The sequence below is a fragment of the Shewanella hanedai genome (genome assembly GCF_007197645.1).
GTDB classification, from domain to species: domain Bacteria; phylum Pseudomonadota; class Gammaproteobacteria; order Enterobacterales; family Shewanellaceae; genus Shewanella; species Shewanella hanedai.
In genome coordinates this window covers 1-18,817 of record NZ_VKGK01000037.1, presented here as the reverse complement: position 1 = coordinate 18,817, position 18,817 = coordinate 1, and the positions used below count along the sequence as shown (strand labels likewise).

Genomic DNA, 18,817 nt, shown 5'->3' with positions numbered 1-18,817 from the left:
GAAATAAACAAAAAATTAGGTTGTGAACTCATATTGAAGACGTCACAAAACAAAGCTAAAACATCTGCCTTGTGAGTTAAAACGATAGTATGCCTGCTAGCCGAACACGTCAATGCAGTCGAATGTAAAGTTAGATTAATTAAAAATAACCATTTGAAACCAGACTTTATGCCCATCTCAGGCATGTTATATGCAGTAAAATGCAGTCAAACTCACTAAAACAAACAAAATTTCAATCTTTAGTCTTATCCCTCTCATCTTAATTAACCGGCGACAACTAATATTTTCACCATTTAAGCGAAGTTACTCACACATTTATTTACGCTTACGTTACAATCATGAAAAATAGCGCATAAGACGCACAAAAACCAAGCTGGCAAAGACTGGCGCCCATTTCCGACCTCAATAATGGAGACCTTACTAATGGCGGATGGAACACCTCGTACTCACTGCAATCCTACGACGGCACAACTCATCGAAATCGCACTAGCACGCGGTGAAGGCGAACTTACAGCAAACGGGGCTTTAGTCGCTAAAACAGGCGAACGTACAGGCCGCTCACCCAACGATCGATTTATTGTCAAAGAGCCAAGCTCTGAGGCCGATATCGACTGGGGTGCAGTTAACAAACCTTTTGAGCAAGAGGCGTTTACTGCACTATGGAACCGAGTAGAAGCTTACTTAGGTGACAAAGAGTTATTTGTTTCTGAGTTGGAAGTAGGAGCTGATCCTCAACATTACCAGCCAATTCAAGTCACCACAGAAACCGCATGGCACCAGTTATTTGCCCGTAACCTGTTTATCATTCCTGAAGAATTTAATGTTGCTGATAAGCCAGTTTGGCAGATCATCAACGCACCTGGATTTGAATGTGTTCCCGAGCGTGATGGCACTCACTCAGATGCGACTGTTATTCTTAACTTCGCCGAGCGTAAAGTCCTACTTGCAGGCCTTAAGTATGCTGGTGAGATGAAGAAATCAATGTTCTCAGTGCAGAACTTCCTACTACCAGCAAAAGGCGTGCTACCAATGCACTGCTCGGCTAACGTAGGTAAAGATGGCGATACCACACTCTTCTTCGGCCTGTCAGGTACAGGTAAAACCACACTATCAGCCGATCCTAAGCGTTTCTTAATCGGTGATGACGAACATGGTTGGGCACCGGGTGGTGTTTTCAATATCGAAGGCGGATGTTACGCAAAGTGTATCGACCTGAGCCAGAAAAATGAGCCAGTGATCTGGAACGCTATTCGTTTCGGCACTGTGCTTGAGAATGTAGTGATGGATGAAAATCGCATCCCTGATTACACCAACTCAAGCTTGACTGAAAACAGCCGCGCAGCATACCCGCTTGAGCATATTGGCTTACGCATAGAAGAAAACCGTGGCGCCGAGCCCCATGCTGTTGTCTTCTTAACGTGTGATGTGTCAGGTGTATTACCGCCAGTCTCTATTTTGACTAAAGAGCAAGCTGCTTATCACTTCCTATCGGGTTACACGGCGAAAGTCGGTTCTACCGAAATGGGATCAAGCTCTGCGATTCAATCAACGTTCTCGACCTGTTTCGGCGCACCTTTCTTCCCACGTCCAGCAGGTGTTTACGCTGAACTGCTGATGAAGCGTATCGAATCATTCGACAGCCAAGTTTACCTCGTGAATACGGGTTGGACAGGCGGCCCACATGGTGTCGGTAAGCGTTTCGATATCCCGACAACACGCGCTATCGTCGATGCTATCGTCAGTGGTGAGTTAAAAGGCGTTGAAACAGAGTACCTAGAAAAACTTAACTTGCACGTACCTGTTGCAGTTACAGGCGTCGACACTCAGCTACTTAACCCAGTCAACACTTGGGCAGACAAGGCACAATATGCTGAATATGCCCAGCAGTTAGCTGAGAGCTTTACGGCTAACTTCGAGAAGTATCAAGTACCAGATTCGATCAAGCATGCCGGACCTAATGCTTAATAAGGTCTTTTTATTGGCTTAGTTTTAGGCTGATAGCTTTGCGATTAATCCCAGTTTAACTTTGGTTACGCTGGGATTTTTATATCTGTTGTTTGGTATGTGTTGTTTATTGTTTCATTCATATTGAGTGTATTAGTGGTGTTGGGTGGATGGTTTGGGGCATAACTTCATTGTTATCTATCGCTTCCCAGCGGGGGGATGTGCAGGTACCTCTAAGGGACGCTGTGAAGCCATCCTTGGCCGCTCGACGAAAACATCCTGTTTTCAACGCCCTTAGTTGCACCTACACTGGATTTTTAAAGCAACATGATCTCTTCGATTGAACATGTATAAATTAAAAGGTTAGCTATTTGGCTATCGCCTTCTCTAAAGCTGTGATTTTCCAGCTTGGCTCTGTTTGGATATTGTGGCCTGAGATGGTTTCGATGATGTCGATGGCGGCTTGTTGTTTTAAAGCTGGGAAGTGTTGGGTGGTGTAGTTATTATGATGTGACTCGCTTTGCCAGTAGCTGATGACCAGAAAACGGTTTGCTTCATCGTTGAATAGGCATAACTCACCGCCTAACATGCCCTTGGCTTGCTGCATGCCGGGATTCCAGAGCGTTTTTTGCTCCTGAATAAAGGCATCTGCTTTATCTGGGGCGACATAACAATCGGCAATACGGATAAATCCACTCTCGACTCTGTTTTGGTTGTCTTGATTTGAAGCCGGAATGTCCATGACTGCTGATAAATAGGAGACCGAGAGCGCGCTGTAAGTCTCGGCCTGATTGGTTTTATCGGCAATAGGATCGTGAGCGAGTTTCATGAAATTTCTCACACTCTCCATGTCTTGCCAATGAGCCAAAATCATCGCCTTACTGCTAGTCGTCTTACCCTTAACTGACCTCCCCTTAGATAGCTCCCAGCCGCCGAGTTGCGAACGAAAGCCCTCACTGTATACAGTCTCTTTCCAGAGGCTTTGACCTTTCGAAAAAGCAGCCTTGCTGGCCACTGGTACTTCACAACGTATATATTTCGTTATCATCTCTTTCTCGCAGAGTTAGGCTTTAAAAAAGATAATCAATTCTTCGGTGAACGGCTATCCCTGTAAATCCTTCAGTTTCAGCATCATAGTTCTGACCAACTTCAATTCGGTCATAGATGTTTTGAGTCGTGATGAACGTCTCCGCATCCGTCGAGACATAATAAATGGGGCTGCCAGAACAATTCCCTTTAGAACATCCCCCACTCCACTCAACATTCTTATTTACAACGTTAATGTTAAGCATCTCATTGCTGAACTCGAACCAAGCTAAAACACTTATCAACATAATAATAAATATAGGCACCAGAAACTTAGCGATACGAGTCAGCTTCTTAAAGTTCTCATCATGATCTTGCTGCTGCATATATCTACTTTCCTTAAAGTGCTTAACAAAGCCAATATCCACAAGATATAACTAACACTAAATCAAATACAGCCCCAGTTATTCTTTTTATCTATAGAGACATAACAGAAGTTAAGCTATTACGTCATTAAGTAAAGCTATTCAATCTTAGATAAAAATGGCATTTTTCCGGAGCTAAATTCCGCCTTACATATTTCCATGCATCGCCCCCATGGCACTCACCTATATGGTTGGCATCATCAGTGGCAGACTCAGATACCGTTAAGCTCTTAAGGATTTAAAAAGATGAAAAATCGCTTAAAAGTGCTCCGCGCAGAGCGAGATTGGACCCAAGCTGATTTAGCCGAGAAACTCGATGTTTCCCGGCAGACGGTTAACGCCATCGAGAAGGGCAAGTACGACCCAAGTTTACCGCTGGCGTTTAAGTTAGCCAGGCTTTTTGGCGCTTCGATCGAAGCTATTTTCGATGATGAAATTGGGGTTGATGTTGAGCCATCAAATTCATCTCTCGTTTCGTAAACCTTGGCTTAATTTTTATTTGAGATAGCTTTGAGTAGGTTCATTGGTCTGATATTTACGATTAAAGATGTCACCAACAACGAGTTCGGGCTTGCTCAACCTTATCATGCTATTCATAAGGAAGAACGCGACTGCGCACTCGTTATAGCTCAGCAATGTGCGTAAGAGTTTCTGGGTGACGCTGCACTAGCTTCAAAAGAGTAATTGCTTGCCCATTTGGGGCGCTGCGCCCTTGCTCCCAATTTTCTAAAGTACGAGGAGATGTATGAAGCAAACTAGCAAACACACCACGAGACATATTAAATTTCTCACGAAGATTTAATATTTCTTTGGGTGAAATATCAAGTTCGCTAACATCGTTTACATGATGTGTTTTAAGGGTAAGTTTACCCTTTGAATGCTCTTTTGCTTCAACAAGAGCTGAACTTAATTCTACAAATAAATCACGATTGCTCATTACGCCATACCTCCATAAAAGCCTTTAACTGTTTCTTTTGATCTGCGGTTAAATCTGACACTTCACTCTTTCCGTAAATGGTGAGCAAATAGCAACGTCGTTTTTCATCAAGGAAGTAATAGATAACTCGGGAACCACCACGCTTTCCTTTACCTTTACTTGCAACTCGAACCTTTCGTAAACCACCCGTGCCTTGAATGACATCACCCTGCTTTGGATTTGACATAAGCTCAGCTTGGAAAAGTCTAAACTCTTCATCGCTGAGGTGATCAGCACGGTATTTTTCAAATATAGTTGATTCGACAAATATACATTTCATAAATTAAGTGTACGCAATTAACGTATAAGTGGCAAGGCGGGATATGATTTGAGCTAATCGTGGCTGCAGTATCGAAATCCGACATAGACGAACAACTAAATCTTACTAGGCGAGCGTCCTTCACGCCATTAAGAGTGTCCTGATTTATTTCAACTATCTCTTTGATTGGGTTCATTAGGTTGGCTTGGTAGTTGGCTGGTTTGCGGCCAACCATAACTTAACTGTTATCTATAGCCTGCGTCGGTACCGTGAATGGATGCACCTACATCGTGAAGGCAGGATGCCAAGGAACGACCTAACGTGCAGATACTTCAGTGACACGGCGCAAGTATATCTGACCTCCAGGGATGGAGGAAATGCAGAAAAAATGTCTGGAACATTTTCTGCCCTATAAACCTCTACGACAGCCAATAACCTCCATGTTAAACAGCCAGTTCGATATCCCTATCTCTCGCTCGAAGAGTTCCACCTTGTGAAACCTCGCCCTGCTGTCGAAGGTCACTGCCGCATCTACACCCGAGTGTTTATCTCTTCGATTTTGGGTAATGGGTTACGACCCCTTTGTTTGTGTTGCAGACAATAAAGTCTGATCATTTGCATTGAAAGTGTGTCACTTTTATCGGTTTAAGCACGAGTCCGTGGAGAGTTACTGACTAGTTTATACCAAATACACGTCTAAACCATATTCAGAAATCATATTGACTCTTCATTCACTCCCAGTATCGAGCAAAGAAAACAAGACTTCCAACAAATTCACCAAACATAACAACGACACAATCACTGAAATAACGTTGTTACGATGTGAAATCCTCAAAAAAACCTCCTAGGTCAGCTTATGCAATATGCCGCTGAAAGCGGCATAATCTAAAAACACTATGATTCACGTATGAACCTGTAAATATCTTACGGATTTGTATATAACTCATGAAAAGTAATTGACTAGAGCATCAAAAAAACACATGATGACTCATATATAAACCGTTAACCCTCTTATTGATTCATATAGAGAGATTAAAATGCCTAAATCTGTAACCCGATCACATTCTCGTTACACTAAAGAAGCTGTTACGTTACTTTCGCGACTGATCCGTGTTGCAAGAATTGAGCGTAATTTAACAGCCCAGGAGGTGGCTGAGCGATCATGTATCTCCCGAAGCATGCTTCAGCGCATTGAAAAAGGCGATCTTAAGTGTGAAATTGGAGCCGTATTTGAAGTGGCAACCATTCTAGGTATAAATCTATTTAACGCCGAGCAATCCTCATTTACCATGGCAAAGAACATCAGACAAACTGAAGAGAGGCTCACTCTACTTCCTCAAAAAGTCAGAAAAAAGACAAAGGTAATTAATGATGACTTCTAACACTGAATACAATGAAGGGTATGTCTGGATTTGGTTGCCCGGTGAAAACAAACCCGTCGTCGCAGGAAGGATTGAAGCAGATGGTGAAGGACTTATATTCAACTATGGTAAATCTTACTTAAATAGGATTAAGACGACCCCTTCATCAATACCTATCTATTTACCAGAGCTCCCACTAAAATCTGGGCAGATCACCAATTTTACAGGATTAAGTATCCCAGGGTGTATCCGTGACAGCGCACCGGATGCATGGGGTCGCCGCGTGATCATTAACAAGAAGCTAGGATTAAAAGGGGCTGACACTGATACTGCGGCACTGGACGAACTCACTTATTTATTAGAATCTGGTTCTGATCGCATTGGAGCCCTCGACTTTCAGTCGTCAGCAACTGAATATGTTCCTCGAACTGCAAAAAACGTCAGTATGGAAGAACTATTACACTCAGCGGAGCGTGTCGAAAGCGGTGTGCCACTTACGCCTGAACTAGATCAAGCTCTCTACCATGGTAGCTCGATTGGTGGAGCTCGGCCGAAGGCCTTGATTGAAGAGAATGGAACTAAGTACATTGCAAAATTCTCAGCGAGCACTGACTTGTACAGTGTCGTCAAGGCGGAGTTTATTGCCATGCGACTTGCAAAATTAGCCGGAATTGATGTCGCCACAGTTAAATTGGTCAAAGCGGCTAATAAAGATGTGGTGTTAATTGAGCGTTTTGATCGAGAGCACTCCATTCTCACCAACGGCGATGCAGGCTGGACTCGCAAATCTATGGTATCAGCCCTAACTCTGTTTGAACTTGATGACATGATGGCGCGTTATGCGAGCTATGAGGATCTGGCTGACATTATACGCAAACGTTTTATTGATCCCAAAAAGACCTTAAAAGAACTGTTCTCGAGGCTTGTGTTCAATATTCTCTCAGGTAATAACGATGATCATGCCCGAAATCATGCTGCCTTTTGGGACGGTAAAGATTTGAGATTAACTCCGGCCTATGACATCTGTCCACAGGGCAGAACGGGTAATTCTACTGGGCAAGCTATGCGCATTATTGGTGAAGACAATACCAGCCAATTAAAAACATGCTTAGCTGCTGCTTCTAAATTTCAACTTAGTAAAAATGATGCTCTTGAAATTTTTGAGTATCAACAAATGGTGATAACTCAAAATTGGAACACTGTTTGTGATGAAGCCAAATTAAGTGACGTTGATCGCAATTTATTCTGGAAACGACAGTTCTTAAATCCGTATTCTATTGTAAAAGAGTAACAGGTTTAGCTTGGCCTGAACGCCATAGAGCCTATAAGAGGTTCAATTCAAAGAAACAAAGGGGTCGTAGCGAATGCTTAAATCGAAGAGGTAACCTTCTAGTAAATCAGCAGGTGTAGATATTACTGCGAGCTTCCAAAACATGGTGAGGTGCACGTAGTACAACTCTTCGAACGAGAGATAGGGATATCGAACTGGCCGCTTAACAGGGAAGTTATTGGTTTTGGTAGAGCCCACACAGCAGAAAATGTTCCAGACATTTTTCTGCATTTCCACCATCCCTGGCGGTCAGATGTGCTTGTTGCGTTTCGCAGAAGTAACTGCACATACGTCGCTCATACACATTCATCTAATCACGATATTGACGTATCTGACTCATAGGAATTTGGGGAAAACCTTATGTATGTAGAGAACATTCAAAACCTTCATTACACGGTACGTTAACAAATATGCAGATAACCAACTAAAACCTCCCGCTCTTCTCCATGCACTCCGTGGTGAAAATATCTTTTTCTTTTCACTCGCAGCGAAGCGCCCTAGCAGTGAGCTTGCGAACGACCTCGTAGGCACGTAGTGCCGTCCTAGCAGGGCATCCTAGCAGGGCAAAGCCCGCCCTTCTTCCAAGATAAAAGTATCAATAACATATTGAAAGAGATGATTTTTGTGATCGACAACTCAAAAAATCAAATTGTGGCTGGCTCAAATGGATAATACACACCAGTATACTTGAATTAATACTCAATAATAATAACTAAAAATGCAAATGAATCGTCGTAAATTTCTATGTGGTAGCTTAAGTGCTAGCCTGTTAACGCTTGGTTGTAGCAGTTCAAACACCGCCACGAAGCTACTTTCTACCAGTGATAGCAGCAGTAATGGTATGGCCGAAGGTCAGTCTATTCCGCTTAACTTCAATGAAAACCCATTAGGTTTGGCGCCGAAAGCTCAGCAGGCGATCACTCAAGCCTTGCCTCAAGCTTGGCGTTATCCTGATAAAGCCCGTAGCGATTTGATGGCTGCGTTAAGCCAGTCGTTAACCTTAAACGAATCGCAACTTATTTACGGTAATGGCTCATCAGAAGTATTGAAGATGGCACTCGATGCATTAGCGCAGGCCAACTGTCAGTTGGTCATGCCAGATCCAAGTTACGGGGTGATCATTGACTACGCCATGGCGCGCGGTATCCCAGTGGTCAAAGTTAAGCTCGACGGCCAGTGGCAAACCGATCTCGCTAAGATGCAGGCGAAAGTCGCGGCCCATAAGGGACCATCGATTGTGTATCTGTGCAATCCCAATAACCCAACGGGGATATTGCTACCTCAAAGTCCTTTGAATCAATGGTTAGATAAAGCCTCGTCACAATTGAGCTTTATTATTGATGAAGCTTATGTCGAATATGTCGCCCAGCCGGGATTTGTCTCCGCCACTGCGCGAGTGCAGCAAGGACAAACCAATATTGTGGTATGTCGTACCTTCTCGAAAATCTATGCCCTAGCAGGTTTACGTGTGGGTTATGGCGTGGCACATCCAACTCTCATTAAAGCCATGCAAGCTCAGGCCAGCATCGATAGCGCCAACTTACTAGGCTGTGTCGCAGCCACGGCCTCGCTAGCAAGCCCTGATTGGCTCAAGTTTAGTCTTGAGTCCAATCATCAAGCTAAAGAGCTGGTCTATCAGCAACTAAATGAGTTGGGTCTAGAGTACCTCCCTAGTGAAGCCAACTTTATCTTCCATAGCGTGAAAGGAGACAGCCAGCAATATATGGAACGTATGGAGCAAGCAGGTATTTTAGTAGGACGCCCATTCAATCACGGCGAAGGTTGGAACCGTTTATCCATCGGCACCCCAGCGCAGATGCACTATTTCTGCAAAACATTGGCCAAATTTCGCCAGCTCGGCTGGGTCTAATCACAGCTAAGAAAGTGATTTATTAAGCAAGCATCCACTAAACGCCAGTCACATAATTGCCTGGCGTTTTAACGTCTGAAACAACACTGTCACCCGATATGAATTCTAACTACAGAGTCTTTCTTTTGATTGCTTAGACCCTAATTGAAACAAGCAAATACTGCCTTCATTCCAAGGCGCTTCAAATATGTGGCCAGACTTTACCCCTTCCCTTGTGTTAACGCCCATTTTAATGAAATATACCTGCCTAGTTTCATAGTAATATCACTAACAACATCTATGACAATTTATAAGAACAATAACTAAAACAATACAAGACCAATTAAAGGCCATAAAAATGCGTTTAACTCCCCTATCAGTTATCACCCTACTTTCGATAAGTGCCACCAGCACGTTAGCTAACGCCAATGATGCAGCGACAATAGAGACTCTTGTCACAAAAAAAAGTAACGCTCCTCAAATCGCTAGCACTTACATCAATGATGCCATATTGCCACCAGCCATCGAGTGGCATGGTAAAAGTGAAGCCCTGCTCCTCAGTGCAGATAATCCTTGGGCTACGCCATTTGAAAAGAACGGTCTTAAGACGAGCCCCAGTTATGACGAAACCTTTATCTGGCTCGATAAGCTCATCGCCCAAAGCGATAAGCTGAAAAAAGTCAGTTTAGGGAAAAGCCCTCAAGGGCGAGATATCTGGATGATCATCGCTTCAACTGAAGGGGCTGAAACACCACAAGCACTCGCTGAAAATGATAAGCCCAGCGTACTCGTTCAAGCTGGGATTCACTCGGGTGAAATTGATGGTAAAGACGCCGGTATGATGCTGCTGCGCGATATTGTTATCGGCGATAAAGGCGCGCTACTCGACAAGGCGAATCTGTTATTTGTGCCTATTTTCAGTGTCGATGGTCACGAGCGTTCGACACAATATAATCGTGTTAATCAGCGTGGTCCTGTGAACATGGGCTGGCGCACCACGGCCAATAATCTCAACCTAAACCGAGATTACGCTAAAGCTGACACCATTGAGATGCAGCACATGTTGACTGCCATCAACACCTGGCAACCAGACCTGTATATCGATGTGCACGTCACCGATGGTATTGATTACCAATATGATGTCACCTTTGGCTATAACTTACCTCAGGGATTGAGTCCAGCTAGTTACGCATGGCTTGAGAACATTTACCGCCCCGCCATAGAAGCCGACCTGACTGCTCAAGGTCATATCCCTGGCCCCTTGGTATTTGCCATCGATAACACGGATATCACTAAGGGCATGTCATTGTGGAACGCCGGTCCGCGTTTCTCAAATGGCTATGGCGATGCTCGTCACCTGCCCACCATCCTTATCGAAAATCACAGTTTGAAACCCTATAAACAAAGAGTACTGGGCACTTATGTGATGTTGGAATCGACACTTCATACTGTCGGGCAGCAAGCCACTAAACTCAAATCGGCCATACGTAAAGATAAATTCAATTACGCACCGATGATTACCTTAAGCTGGAAGGAGCATCAACAAGCCAAAGGGTGGGATTTCAAGGGGATCGGTTACAACTTAGAAAAAAGCGACATTAGTGGCAATGAGATAGTGCGCTGGACTGGTGAGCCTAAGCTGTACCATGATCTGCCATTAATTGGCAATACTGTGGCGGATATTAGGGTAAAGCGCCCCAGCGCCTATTATATTCCTTCACAATGGACTGAAGTCATCGACAGACTCGAACGACATGGCATCCGCTTAACCCTTGTTGAACAACCTGTTGCACTCACTTTGGAGCAATACCAGTTCACTCAAGCAGAGTTTGCCGCTAAAGATTATGAAGGCCGTCAGCGTGTCGATGCACAAGTCACTAAACAATCAATAAAGACCACTCTACCAACGGGTACAGTCAAACTTGATACTAAGCAGCCATTAGGGGATCTGGCTATCTTGCTACTGGAGCCGCAATCAGCTGATTCACTGTTTCAATGGGGTTTGTTTAATCCTATCTTTACTCGAACTGAGTATATTGAAAACTATGCAGTAGAACCTTTGGCCGCGCAGATGCTTAAGGACAACCCAGCCCTACAGACCGAGTTTGATTTGGCACTTGAAGATCCGTTATTCGCAGACGATCCAAAAGCAAGATTACGCTGGTTTTACGAACGTAGCCCTTACTATGACAATCAATACATGAAGTACCCAGTTCTAAGACAGAAATAAGGGTGAAAATTGAAGCGGTAAGCTAACGGCGGTGACGATTCGCTGTGACGACAAAGCACTTATCGCAACTAATACCAATCAGTATAAGAAGTTGATCTACTCAGAGTGTTTTTTGGCAAACTAATTCAAGGCGAATGGATGACATAATGGTTGTTCCCTTATGAGTTCATTCAACGCAGAAGTAGGCAGCCAAAAACACTCCTTACAGGCGAGTTTTAGCGGTTCTGATGCTGTGTTAACGAGCTTAACCGTAGAATAACTATGCTCTTCACTCGCTGCCTTGCCTCAGAACCGCGAAACTCTCGCTGAGCGATCAAATCTTTATACTGATTGGTATAAGGTCGCATTCTATACGCGACCTTTTTATTTAGCCTCGAACTCTGACTCTATTTCAAACCACAACAAAGGGTTATCCAGCTCAGTGGTATCGGGTAGTAGGTGGTTGGTAAGTTTGAACTGCTTAGCGTTATTATATTGCGCTAACGGAAACACCCCTTGAGTGGCAGGATGCTGTCGAACAAATTCAAAAATTTCGCCCTGTTCTGCCATCACATTTAGTCCTTGTGTTAATCGCTCAGCAAGCTGTTTGTTACCCTTACTGAGGAAAATGTACATGGGCATGGGGTAGATAAGCAGCAGGTTTTTGATGGCCATCATATCTTGGTTACTTTCATGGGCCAGTTCAGCATATACCTCTCCTATCCCTCGGGGAAAGTAATCACAGCGCCCTTGTCTCAACATTGAATACATGGATTCAAACTTGGTCACCTTCTCTACCTGATACCCGTTCTTTTCAAGAATATCGGTATCTGGCCAATGCGTTCCCTGACAAGCAGTAAGTGACTTAAGTTGATCCTCATTATCCAATGTTTGAAAAAGATGATGCTGTGAGGCAAGGATAACCGGTACCCTAATCCCAAGCAGGCCAGCCATTAATGGAACACGGACAACATGATATCTTCGCTCTCGTTTGGGGTCTGTGCCAGCCCAGAATACCGATATTTGACCGGAATCAAGTACACTTAACCCACGATGTTGGGTGTATGAGGAACCCGTCTCGACTAACTTTGCCTCGCCATACTCATCTTGTGTGTTACTCAATACCTGTGAAATAAGGTCCACATAATAACGATAGCTGGCATCATCTTCGGATTGTGGCGACTGGATCAACACAGGATCTGCCGACAGCGCTTGATGACAGCATAACAAGGTAACCAAAGCTAAAATAATACGCATAAACAACAGGTACTGATTGTAAAGATAACTAGCTTATAGCACACACTAGACGAATGATCATTGAAAGCGAAAAAAGCAGAGGTTATTCCTATTGATTTACGACTTATACATTAGGTCAAACCCTGCAGCTTCATCTTAACTTAAGGCTTCTTTATGGCAGAGATAGAATACACTAGCGGTACACGCTGCTCATTGTGCTTCAACACATAGCGCGAGCGAGGTTTATCTTGTGGATCAGTCACTACCTCTTTCTCCAAATTGGCAAACGCATCATAGGGGCTAAAGTCAAACTCGTTATACATCTTGATCTCAAGTCCAACACCCATGAGCGCATTAAGCACCTCAGAGATGGGATGTGGCCAAGTCACTAAGGTATCTTTCTCTCCAGTGCAGTTCTCAGTGTAGGTTCCCTCTTCGTCGACATCGGGTTCAGCTTGAGAAAAGTAACTATAGCCATCGAATAACGCTTCTAAAGGATGGAACTCCACCATGTAGAACTCACCACCGGGCTTTAGGCAATCCTTGATGACTTGTGCCCAGAGCGTCAGATCCGGTAGCCAACAGATGGCCCCATATGAAGTAAATACAATATCAAACTGACGATTAAGCTTCTCGGGCGCTGCATAGACATCACTGCAGATAAACTCTGCTTCAAGCTGACTACGCTGGGCTAATTCTTGTGCCTGCTCGATAGCAACGGATGAAAGATCAATACCAGTAACTTGGGCGCCTTCACGCGCCCAAGACAAGGTATCGAGTCCAAAATGACACTGCAGGTGTAGTAAGCTTTTGCCTTTAACATCCAACTCATCAAGCTCTATCTCCATTAATGCGCTGTTTCCGGCAAGGAAACCATCGACATCATAAAATTTAGAACCTACATGAACTTGGGTACGCTTATCCCATGCGCTTTTATTGATCGCTAAGTAATCCATTATCTACACCTCTTAATATTGTTGCTTCTCGTGTGGGAAAATCACCAACAAATTGTCCTATCCCCCATCTATTGGGCATACAAGTTATCACCTTACCTTTTATAAATAAAATAACATTTATAAAACATGCAGATACAGAACTGGCGCAAACCCTGCATATTCAAGCGCAACAGAGAGAACTCACTCGAAAACTGAATCTGCGTAGTTAACATTACGGCTAAGTATAAAAACCGCAATAGATTGCCAGATATTTAAAAAGGACTTAAGAAAATGATGTTACGACCTATTGCCCTTGCAGGCCTCACAGCTCTATTTTTAACTGGCTGTATTATTAATGTAAACGGAGCAGGAAGAGGTCCTTCCGAGCACACTCATCAATCACTTCAATTAGACGCTAATGGCCTTAATGCACTGGTTGCCGAGACAGGAGCTGGCGCTTTAGAAATACAGGGAATTGTTGGTCTAACTCATATCAAGCTTGAAGCAGACATCTACACCTATGAAGGAATAAACCCTATTCTCACTCTTGAAAAAGATGGTGATTCTGCAAGCCTTATTGCCAATTTTGAACGCTATAACGTCTCTGGTAACTCTCCCTACATCGACCTGATTGTCAAAGTGCCTGCAGAGATGAAAATGGATATCGATGATGGTTCAGGCAGTATCAAAATTCAGGGAACCAGCGCAGATATCGCCATTAAAGATGGTTCAGGCAGTCTGGAGGTTGAGGGAGGCCGCAATCTCAATATTGAGGATGGTTCTGGTTCAATCGTACTCTCGGACGTCAATGGCAGTATTATGTTGGATGACGGTTCAGGTTCAATCGAGATAATGCATGTTAACGGTGATGTCACCGTCAATGACGGATCAGGTAGCCTAGATATCGAGAAGGTTCAGGGAATGGTCACCATAGATGACGGTTCAGGTAGTATTGATGTCAACGATACTAAAGGCTTACGCATCATTGAAGCAGGTTCTGGAAGCCTGAGCTTTGATAACATCGATGGCAAGGTCAATATGCAGTAATACCAATCAGTATAAAGACTTCCCGGCGCAGCGACTTTAGGATTATTCGAGTCGCTGCCCACCCTATCAGAGCAAAGCTAATTTCTTTTTTCGACTCCAAGATTTAATCTCAAGTTCGCGCTTTAACGCGCTTGAGCGATCACCAACCTCCTCTTGATAAACCAGCTTAAGCGGCCCCTTACCACGAAGATATTTTGCCGCCTTGGGTCCACCACTTTCATGCTCACCAAAGCGACGAACAATGTCGATAGTCACTCCGGTATAAAGGTGGCCATTAGCGCATTCAATCATGTACAAATACCACTTAGTATCACTCACTAATACCACCACTTCCATGCTCTCTAAAACGATGCTCAATGTCGACAGTCACCCCAATGAAGAGCTGAACATAGGCATATTTGATCATATATAGGAGCTACTTAGCATCACCATATAATCTCACTTCCCTTACTTACCTAAGCCTAAAAGCCCAAGGAAGAAAGCATACTCCTGTGCAGTATCTTGATAGCGACGGTAACGGCCACTCTTGCCGCCATGACCCGCTTCCATATCGATATGGAACAGTAACTCGTTATCATCGGTTTTATAATCACGTAGTTTGGCCACCCACTTCGCTGGCTCAAAATATTGCACCTGTGAATCATGCAAACCAGTCGTCACCAGTAAGTGAGGGTAATCCTGACGGGTGATCTGATCATAAGGTGAGTAACTCAACATATAATCGAAATAGGCTTTCTCATTGGGATTGCCCCACTCGTCGTACTCGTTGGTCGTTAAGGGGATCGACTCATCCAGCATTGTCGTCACAATATCCACAAATGGCACATGGGCCGCCACCGCAAAATAAAGTTCGGGAGCTTGATTGATCACTGAGCCCATCAACAAGCCTCCCGCACTGCCACCAGCAGCGACGACGCGTTTACTATCTGCATAGCCCTGTTCGGTTAACGCCTTTGTTACATCAACAAAATCATTAAAGCTGTTTTGCTTATTCAACATACGGCCATTGTCATACCAAGGACGTCCTAACATCTCCCCGCCTCTCACATGCGCGATAGCATATACCACGCCTCTGTCGAGTAAACTCAACGCTGAGCTATCAAAGTCAGGTTCAATCGTGTGTCCATAAGCACCATAGCCATATTGGTAGAGCGGATTTGTCCCATCTTTACTGAATGTGTCTTTGCGATACACCAAAGTCACAGGCACTTTGACCCCATCTCTGGCAGTAATAAACAGACGCTCAGCTTGATAAAGCTCACTATCGAACTGCCCTAGCACCTTTTCTTGCTTAAGCAGTACTCGAGTCGATGGACTCGTTAGGTCATATTCGTAAATAGACTCAGGCGTTGTCGGGCTAGAATAGTAGACTCGTAACTTGTCACTCTGCTGGCTTGCATTCACATCCAAGCCAACGACATAAGCTGGATCGCTGAAAGCTAAGTGATAAGCGTTCTGCTCCCCAAATGGGCGAACTTCAATGTGGCTCAGACCATTGACTCGCGTCTGCACGATAAGGAAGTCTTTCAAGAGTAAGATATCTTCAATGCGCACATCATCATCGGCCGCGATCACTTGCTGCCATTGACTCTTATCTGCAAACTCACTTTCGCTGACCTTCATCAATCTGAAGTTTTCGGCTAACCAGTTAGTCACGATGTAATACTCATCACCTAGCTTAGCGACGGAATATTCATGGCCCTCTTCACGGGCTAATAGCGGCACAAATTGACCCAGTGGAGTATCTGCATCAAGCACCGAGACTTCGCTGGTAATGGTACTTTCGTGATGAAGCACTATGCGCGTTTCATCTAAGCTCTGGCCTAGCGCAATATAATAAGTGTCATCTAACTCTTCATAGACCAAAACATCTTGGGCTTGCTCTGTCCCTAATTGGTGGCGGAATACTTGATTGCCCAACAAGGTTTGGGGATCTTTCTTGATATAGAAAACATGTTGGTTGTCATTAGCCCAAACTAGACGACCGTCGGTGCCCTCTAGAATATCCTTAAGAAACTCACCGCTCTCGATAGATTTGAAGTAGATTTTATACATACGACGGCTCAACAGGTCTTCACCGAAAGCCAACATAGATTCGTCGGGGCTAACGGTAACGCCGCCGAGGCCATAAAAATCTTGCCCCTCTGCGCGAACGTTAACATCCAATAGTATTGTCTCAGTCTCTCCTAACACCTTACTTCTGGCAATAATAGGATACTCAAATCCCTGCTGATAACGGCGGGAATACCAGTGTGAGTGCCACAGATAAGGCACGCTGGATTCATCTTTATCTAACCGTCCCACCAGTTCATCAAATAGCGTCTGTTGCAGCGATTCATAAGGAGCAAATTGTGCTTTCTTATAACTATTTTCCGCTTCTAAATGAGCGATGATTTTAGGATCTTTACGATCATCATCTCGCATCCAGTAGTAATCATCATTACGTTGAACACCATGCTGGTTCATCTCATGGGGAATTTTTTCAGCAACAGGTGGCTGAACTGAGGTCACAGTTTTCATAGAGGTACATCCAACAGATAGGGTTAATAGCAAAAATATCGATAAGCAAGCTAACATAGCACTGACAGTGAACTTCATTACTCGTCCTTGGTAGATGATGATTCTTCGTTTGCTTGGTTCGAGTCTAAAGTCGAAACCCTGAGAGGTAAAGCAAAGCTTTTCCCACTTGTTATTCCCCTTAAATTAGCGCACCATATTCGCGCTCACTATCTGCCCAACATGGTGGTTAGATGAGTAAATTCTCAGGGCGGGGTGAAACTCCCCACCGGCGGTGATAGCGTTTAGGCTTACCTAAACCTTAAGCCCGCGAGCGCCCATACTCACTCAAGCATTGAAAAATGTTGCGTGGTTTGGGGTCAAGCAGATCTGGTGACCTCTATCTTATAGAACACTCCAGAGCCGACGGTAATGAATAGTACTCGCCAACAGCTTGTACTCCTCTAAGTCCGGATGAAAGAGAATATAAGACAAAAAAGTTAGCATTCCGTTTTCCGGTAATGCTCAACTTAACTTGCCTCTTATTGTACGTTTGCATAAGCCACTTATTTTAAGGCTAGCTATGCAACGTCATTTTCTGCACGCCCTGATTCTGGAAAACCCAATGTCGTTTTTTAAGGATTTTAACCATGAATCAGTCACTACTCACACCTTTCGGTACAGCATTTGAACGTGTTGACGCCGCTCTCACCTCCCTCAAACAAGGCCGAGGCGTACTCGTTGTCGATGACGAGGACAGAGAGAATGAAGGTGATCTTATTTATTCTGCTGAATCACTAACCAATGAACAGATGGCTCTGCTTATTCGTGAGTGTAGCGGCATAGTCTGCCTCTGTTTAACCGATGAACGTATCAAGCTGTTAGACTTGCCACCTATGGTCGAAGATAATTCCAGCCAATACGGTACAGCATTTACTGTCAGCATAGAGGCAAAGGTGGGCGTCACCACTGGCGTGTCTGCTGCAGATCGTGTTACCACCATTAAGGCCGCTATCGCCGATAACGCCACTGCAGATGATTTAGCCAAACCAGGCCATGTGTATCCTCTTCGCGCTCAACCGGGTGGAGTATTTGCTCGCCGAGGACACACGGAAGGAACTGTCGATCTGATGTTACTCGCCGACCTGAAACCTGCGGGAGTATTATGTGAAGTCACCAACCCTGATGGCACCATGGCACGGCTGCCTGAGATCATTGAGTTTGGTCAGCTGCATAATCTGCCAGTGCTCACCATTGAGGATATTGTCGAATACCGCAAAGCCTTAATAGCCAAAGCGAGTACTAAATAATACCAATCAGTATAAAGATTTGATCGCTCAGCGAGAATTTAGCGGTACTGAGGCAAGGTCATTAATTGCTCCTGCATTAATGACATTCACCACATCTGACCTCCATGGATGGAGGAAATGTCTTAAGTATGTCGGGAACATACAAGACCACGTGGTTTGCAACGAGTGAAGAGCATAGTTATTCTACGGTCAAGTTCGTTAACACAGGATCAGCACCGCTAAAACTCGCCTGTAAGGAGTGTTTTTGGCTGCCTACTTCTGCGTTGAATGAACTCACAAGGGAACAACCATTTTGTCATCCATTCGCCTTGAATTAGTTTGCCAAAAAACACTCTGAGTCTGAGGGATCCCCTCGAATTTAATAGCATGCTTGTGGCTCCAGAATTAAGCCTTGTAGTGTTTTAATGGCTGTTC

Annotated in this window: 17 protein-coding genes and 1 riboswitch; of the genes, 8 read left to right on the top strand and 9 right to left on the bottom strand. The window is 44.3% G+C overall.

The features are described 5' to 3' along the window. Positions 1-423: 423 nt before the first annotated feature. Entirely contained in the window at positions 424-1,965 is a 1,542-nt protein-coding gene (locus FN961_RS21650) for a phosphoenolpyruvate carboxykinase (protein WP_144042251.1), read from the top strand. A 346-nt stretch (positions 1,966-2,311) separates the two neighbouring features. Here the strand turns inward: FN961_RS21650 and FN961_RS21645 are convergent, their stop codons facing one another. Continuing rightward, the gene (locus tag FN961_RS21645) at positions 2,312-2,992 is read right to left on the bottom strand and encodes a DUF4937 domain-containing protein (RefSeq protein WP_144042250.1); all 681 of its coding nucleotides are present in this window, start codon (positions 2,990-2,992) and stop codon (positions 2,312-2,314) included. Positions 2,993-3,014: 22 nt separating this feature from the next. Next, positions 3,015-3,356: a hypothetical protein gene (locus FN961_RS21640; RefSeq protein WP_144042249.1), complete on the bottom strand. Its 342-nt coding sequence runs from the start codon at positions 3,354-3,356 to the stop codon at positions 3,015-3,017. Between the two features lie 285 nt (positions 3,357-3,641). On the opposite strand from FN961_RS21640, the gene FN961_RS21635 reads away from it, so the two are divergent. Then, on the top strand, positions 3,642-3,875 hold the full coding sequence (locus FN961_RS21635; protein WP_144042248.1) for a helix-turn-helix transcriptional regulator: 234 nt from the start codon (positions 3,642-3,644) through the stop codon (positions 3,873-3,875). Positions 3,876-4,017: 142 nt separating this feature from the next. On the opposite strand, the gene FN961_RS21630 is transcribed toward FN961_RS21635, so the two are convergent. Then, positions 4,018-4,332 (bottom strand): helix-turn-helix domain-containing protein, encoded by a 315-nt coding sequence (locus FN961_RS21630; protein WP_144042247.1) that lies wholly within the window; start codon positions 4,330-4,332, stop codon positions 4,018-4,020. Next, the gene (locus tag FN961_RS21625; protein ID WP_144042246.1) at positions 4,319-4,651 is read right to left on the bottom strand and encodes a type II toxin-antitoxin system RelE/ParE family toxin; all 333 of its coding nucleotides are present in this window, start codon (positions 4,649-4,651) and stop codon (positions 4,319-4,321) included. The genes FN961_RS21630 and FN961_RS21625 overlap by 14 nt, the downstream gene beginning before the upstream one ends. 1,016 nt (positions 4,652-5,667) lie before the next feature. On the opposite strand from FN961_RS21625, the gene FN961_RS21620 reads away from it, so the two are divergent. Together FN961_RS21620 and FN961_RS21615 are read left to right on the top strand one after the other, a co-directional pair. Next, a complete protein-coding gene (locus tag FN961_RS21620; protein ID WP_144042245.1) occupies positions 5,668-6,012 on the top strand; it encodes a helix-turn-helix domain-containing protein in 345 nt (114 codons plus the stop codon). Next, positions 5,999-7,282 carry a type II toxin-antitoxin system HipA family toxin gene (locus FN961_RS21615; protein WP_229814780.1) on the top strand — a complete coding sequence of 428 codons (1,284 nt, stop codon included), beginning with the start codon at positions 5,999-6,001 and terminating at the stop codon, positions 7,280-7,282. Before FN961_RS21620 ends, FN961_RS21615 begins: the two co-directional genes overlap by 14 nt. A gap of 42 nt (positions 7,283-7,324) precedes the next feature. On the opposite strand, the gene FN961_RS21610 is transcribed toward FN961_RS21615, so the two are convergent. Then, positions 7,325-7,552: a hypothetical protein gene (locus FN961_RS21610; RefSeq protein WP_144042244.1), complete on the bottom strand. Its 228-nt coding sequence runs from the start codon at positions 7,550-7,552 to the stop codon at positions 7,325-7,327. A 493-nt stretch (positions 7,553-8,045) separates the two neighbouring features. On the opposite strand from FN961_RS21610, the gene FN961_RS21605 reads away from it, so the two are divergent. Both FN961_RS21605 and FN961_RS21600 read left to right on the top strand, forming a co-directional pair. After that, positions 8,046-9,191 carry a pyridoxal phosphate-dependent aminotransferase gene (locus FN961_RS21605; protein WP_229814779.1) on the top strand — a complete coding sequence of 382 codons (1,146 nt, stop codon included), beginning with the start codon at positions 8,046-8,048 and terminating at the stop codon, positions 9,189-9,191. A gap of 337 nt (positions 9,192-9,528) precedes the next feature. Next, on the top strand, positions 9,529-11,400 hold the full coding sequence (locus FN961_RS21600) for a M14 family metallopeptidase (RefSeq protein ID WP_144042242.1): 1,872 nt from the start codon (positions 9,529-9,531) through the stop codon (positions 11,398-11,400). 363 nt (positions 11,401-11,763) lie between these two features. Here the strand turns inward: FN961_RS21600 and FN961_RS21590 are convergent, their stop codons facing one another. Further along, positions 11,764-12,636, bottom strand: a complete 873-nt coding sequence (locus FN961_RS21590) for a type 2 periplasmic-binding domain-containing protein (RefSeq protein WP_144042241.1) — start codon at positions 12,634-12,636, stop codon at positions 11,764-11,766. 140 nt (positions 12,637-12,776) lie between these two features. Continuing rightward, complete coding sequence (locus FN961_RS21585) at positions 12,777-13,571, bottom strand: class I SAM-dependent methyltransferase (protein WP_144042240.1); 795 nt, start codon at positions 13,569-13,571, stop codon at positions 12,777-12,779. Positions 13,572-13,841: 270 nt separating this feature from the next. Between FN961_RS21585 and FN961_RS21580 the strand changes: the two genes are divergently transcribed. Next, entirely contained in the window at positions 13,842-14,597 is a 756-nt protein-coding gene (locus FN961_RS21580; RefSeq protein ID WP_144042239.1) for a DUF4097 family beta strand repeat-containing protein, read from the top strand. A 66-nt stretch (positions 14,598-14,663) separates the two neighbouring features. Here FN961_RS21580 and FN961_RS21575 read toward each other — a convergent pair whose 3' ends face one another. Both FN961_RS21575 and FN961_RS21570 read right to left on the bottom strand, forming a co-directional pair. Continuing rightward, complete coding sequence (locus FN961_RS21575) at positions 14,664-14,954, bottom strand: GIY-YIG nuclease family protein (RefSeq protein WP_308426236.1); 291 nt, start codon at positions 14,952-14,954, stop codon at positions 14,664-14,666. Positions 14,955-15,044: 90 nt separating this feature from the next. Then, entirely contained in the window at positions 15,045-17,195 is a 2,151-nt protein-coding gene (locus FN961_RS21570) for a S9 family peptidase (RefSeq protein ID WP_185972866.1), read from the bottom strand. 156 nt (positions 17,196-17,351) lie between these two features. After that, positions 17,352-17,583: riboswitch (FMN riboswitch) on the top strand. Between the two features lie 160 nt (positions 17,584-17,743). Between FN961_RS21570 and ribB the strand changes: the two genes are divergently transcribed. Further along, a complete protein-coding gene (gene ribB, locus FN961_RS21565; RefSeq protein ID WP_144042238.1) occupies positions 17,744-18,403 on the top strand; it encodes a 3,4-dihydroxy-2-butanone-4-phosphate synthase in 660 nt (219 codons plus the stop codon). The last annotated feature ends 414 nt before the right edge of the window (positions 18,404-18,817 follow it).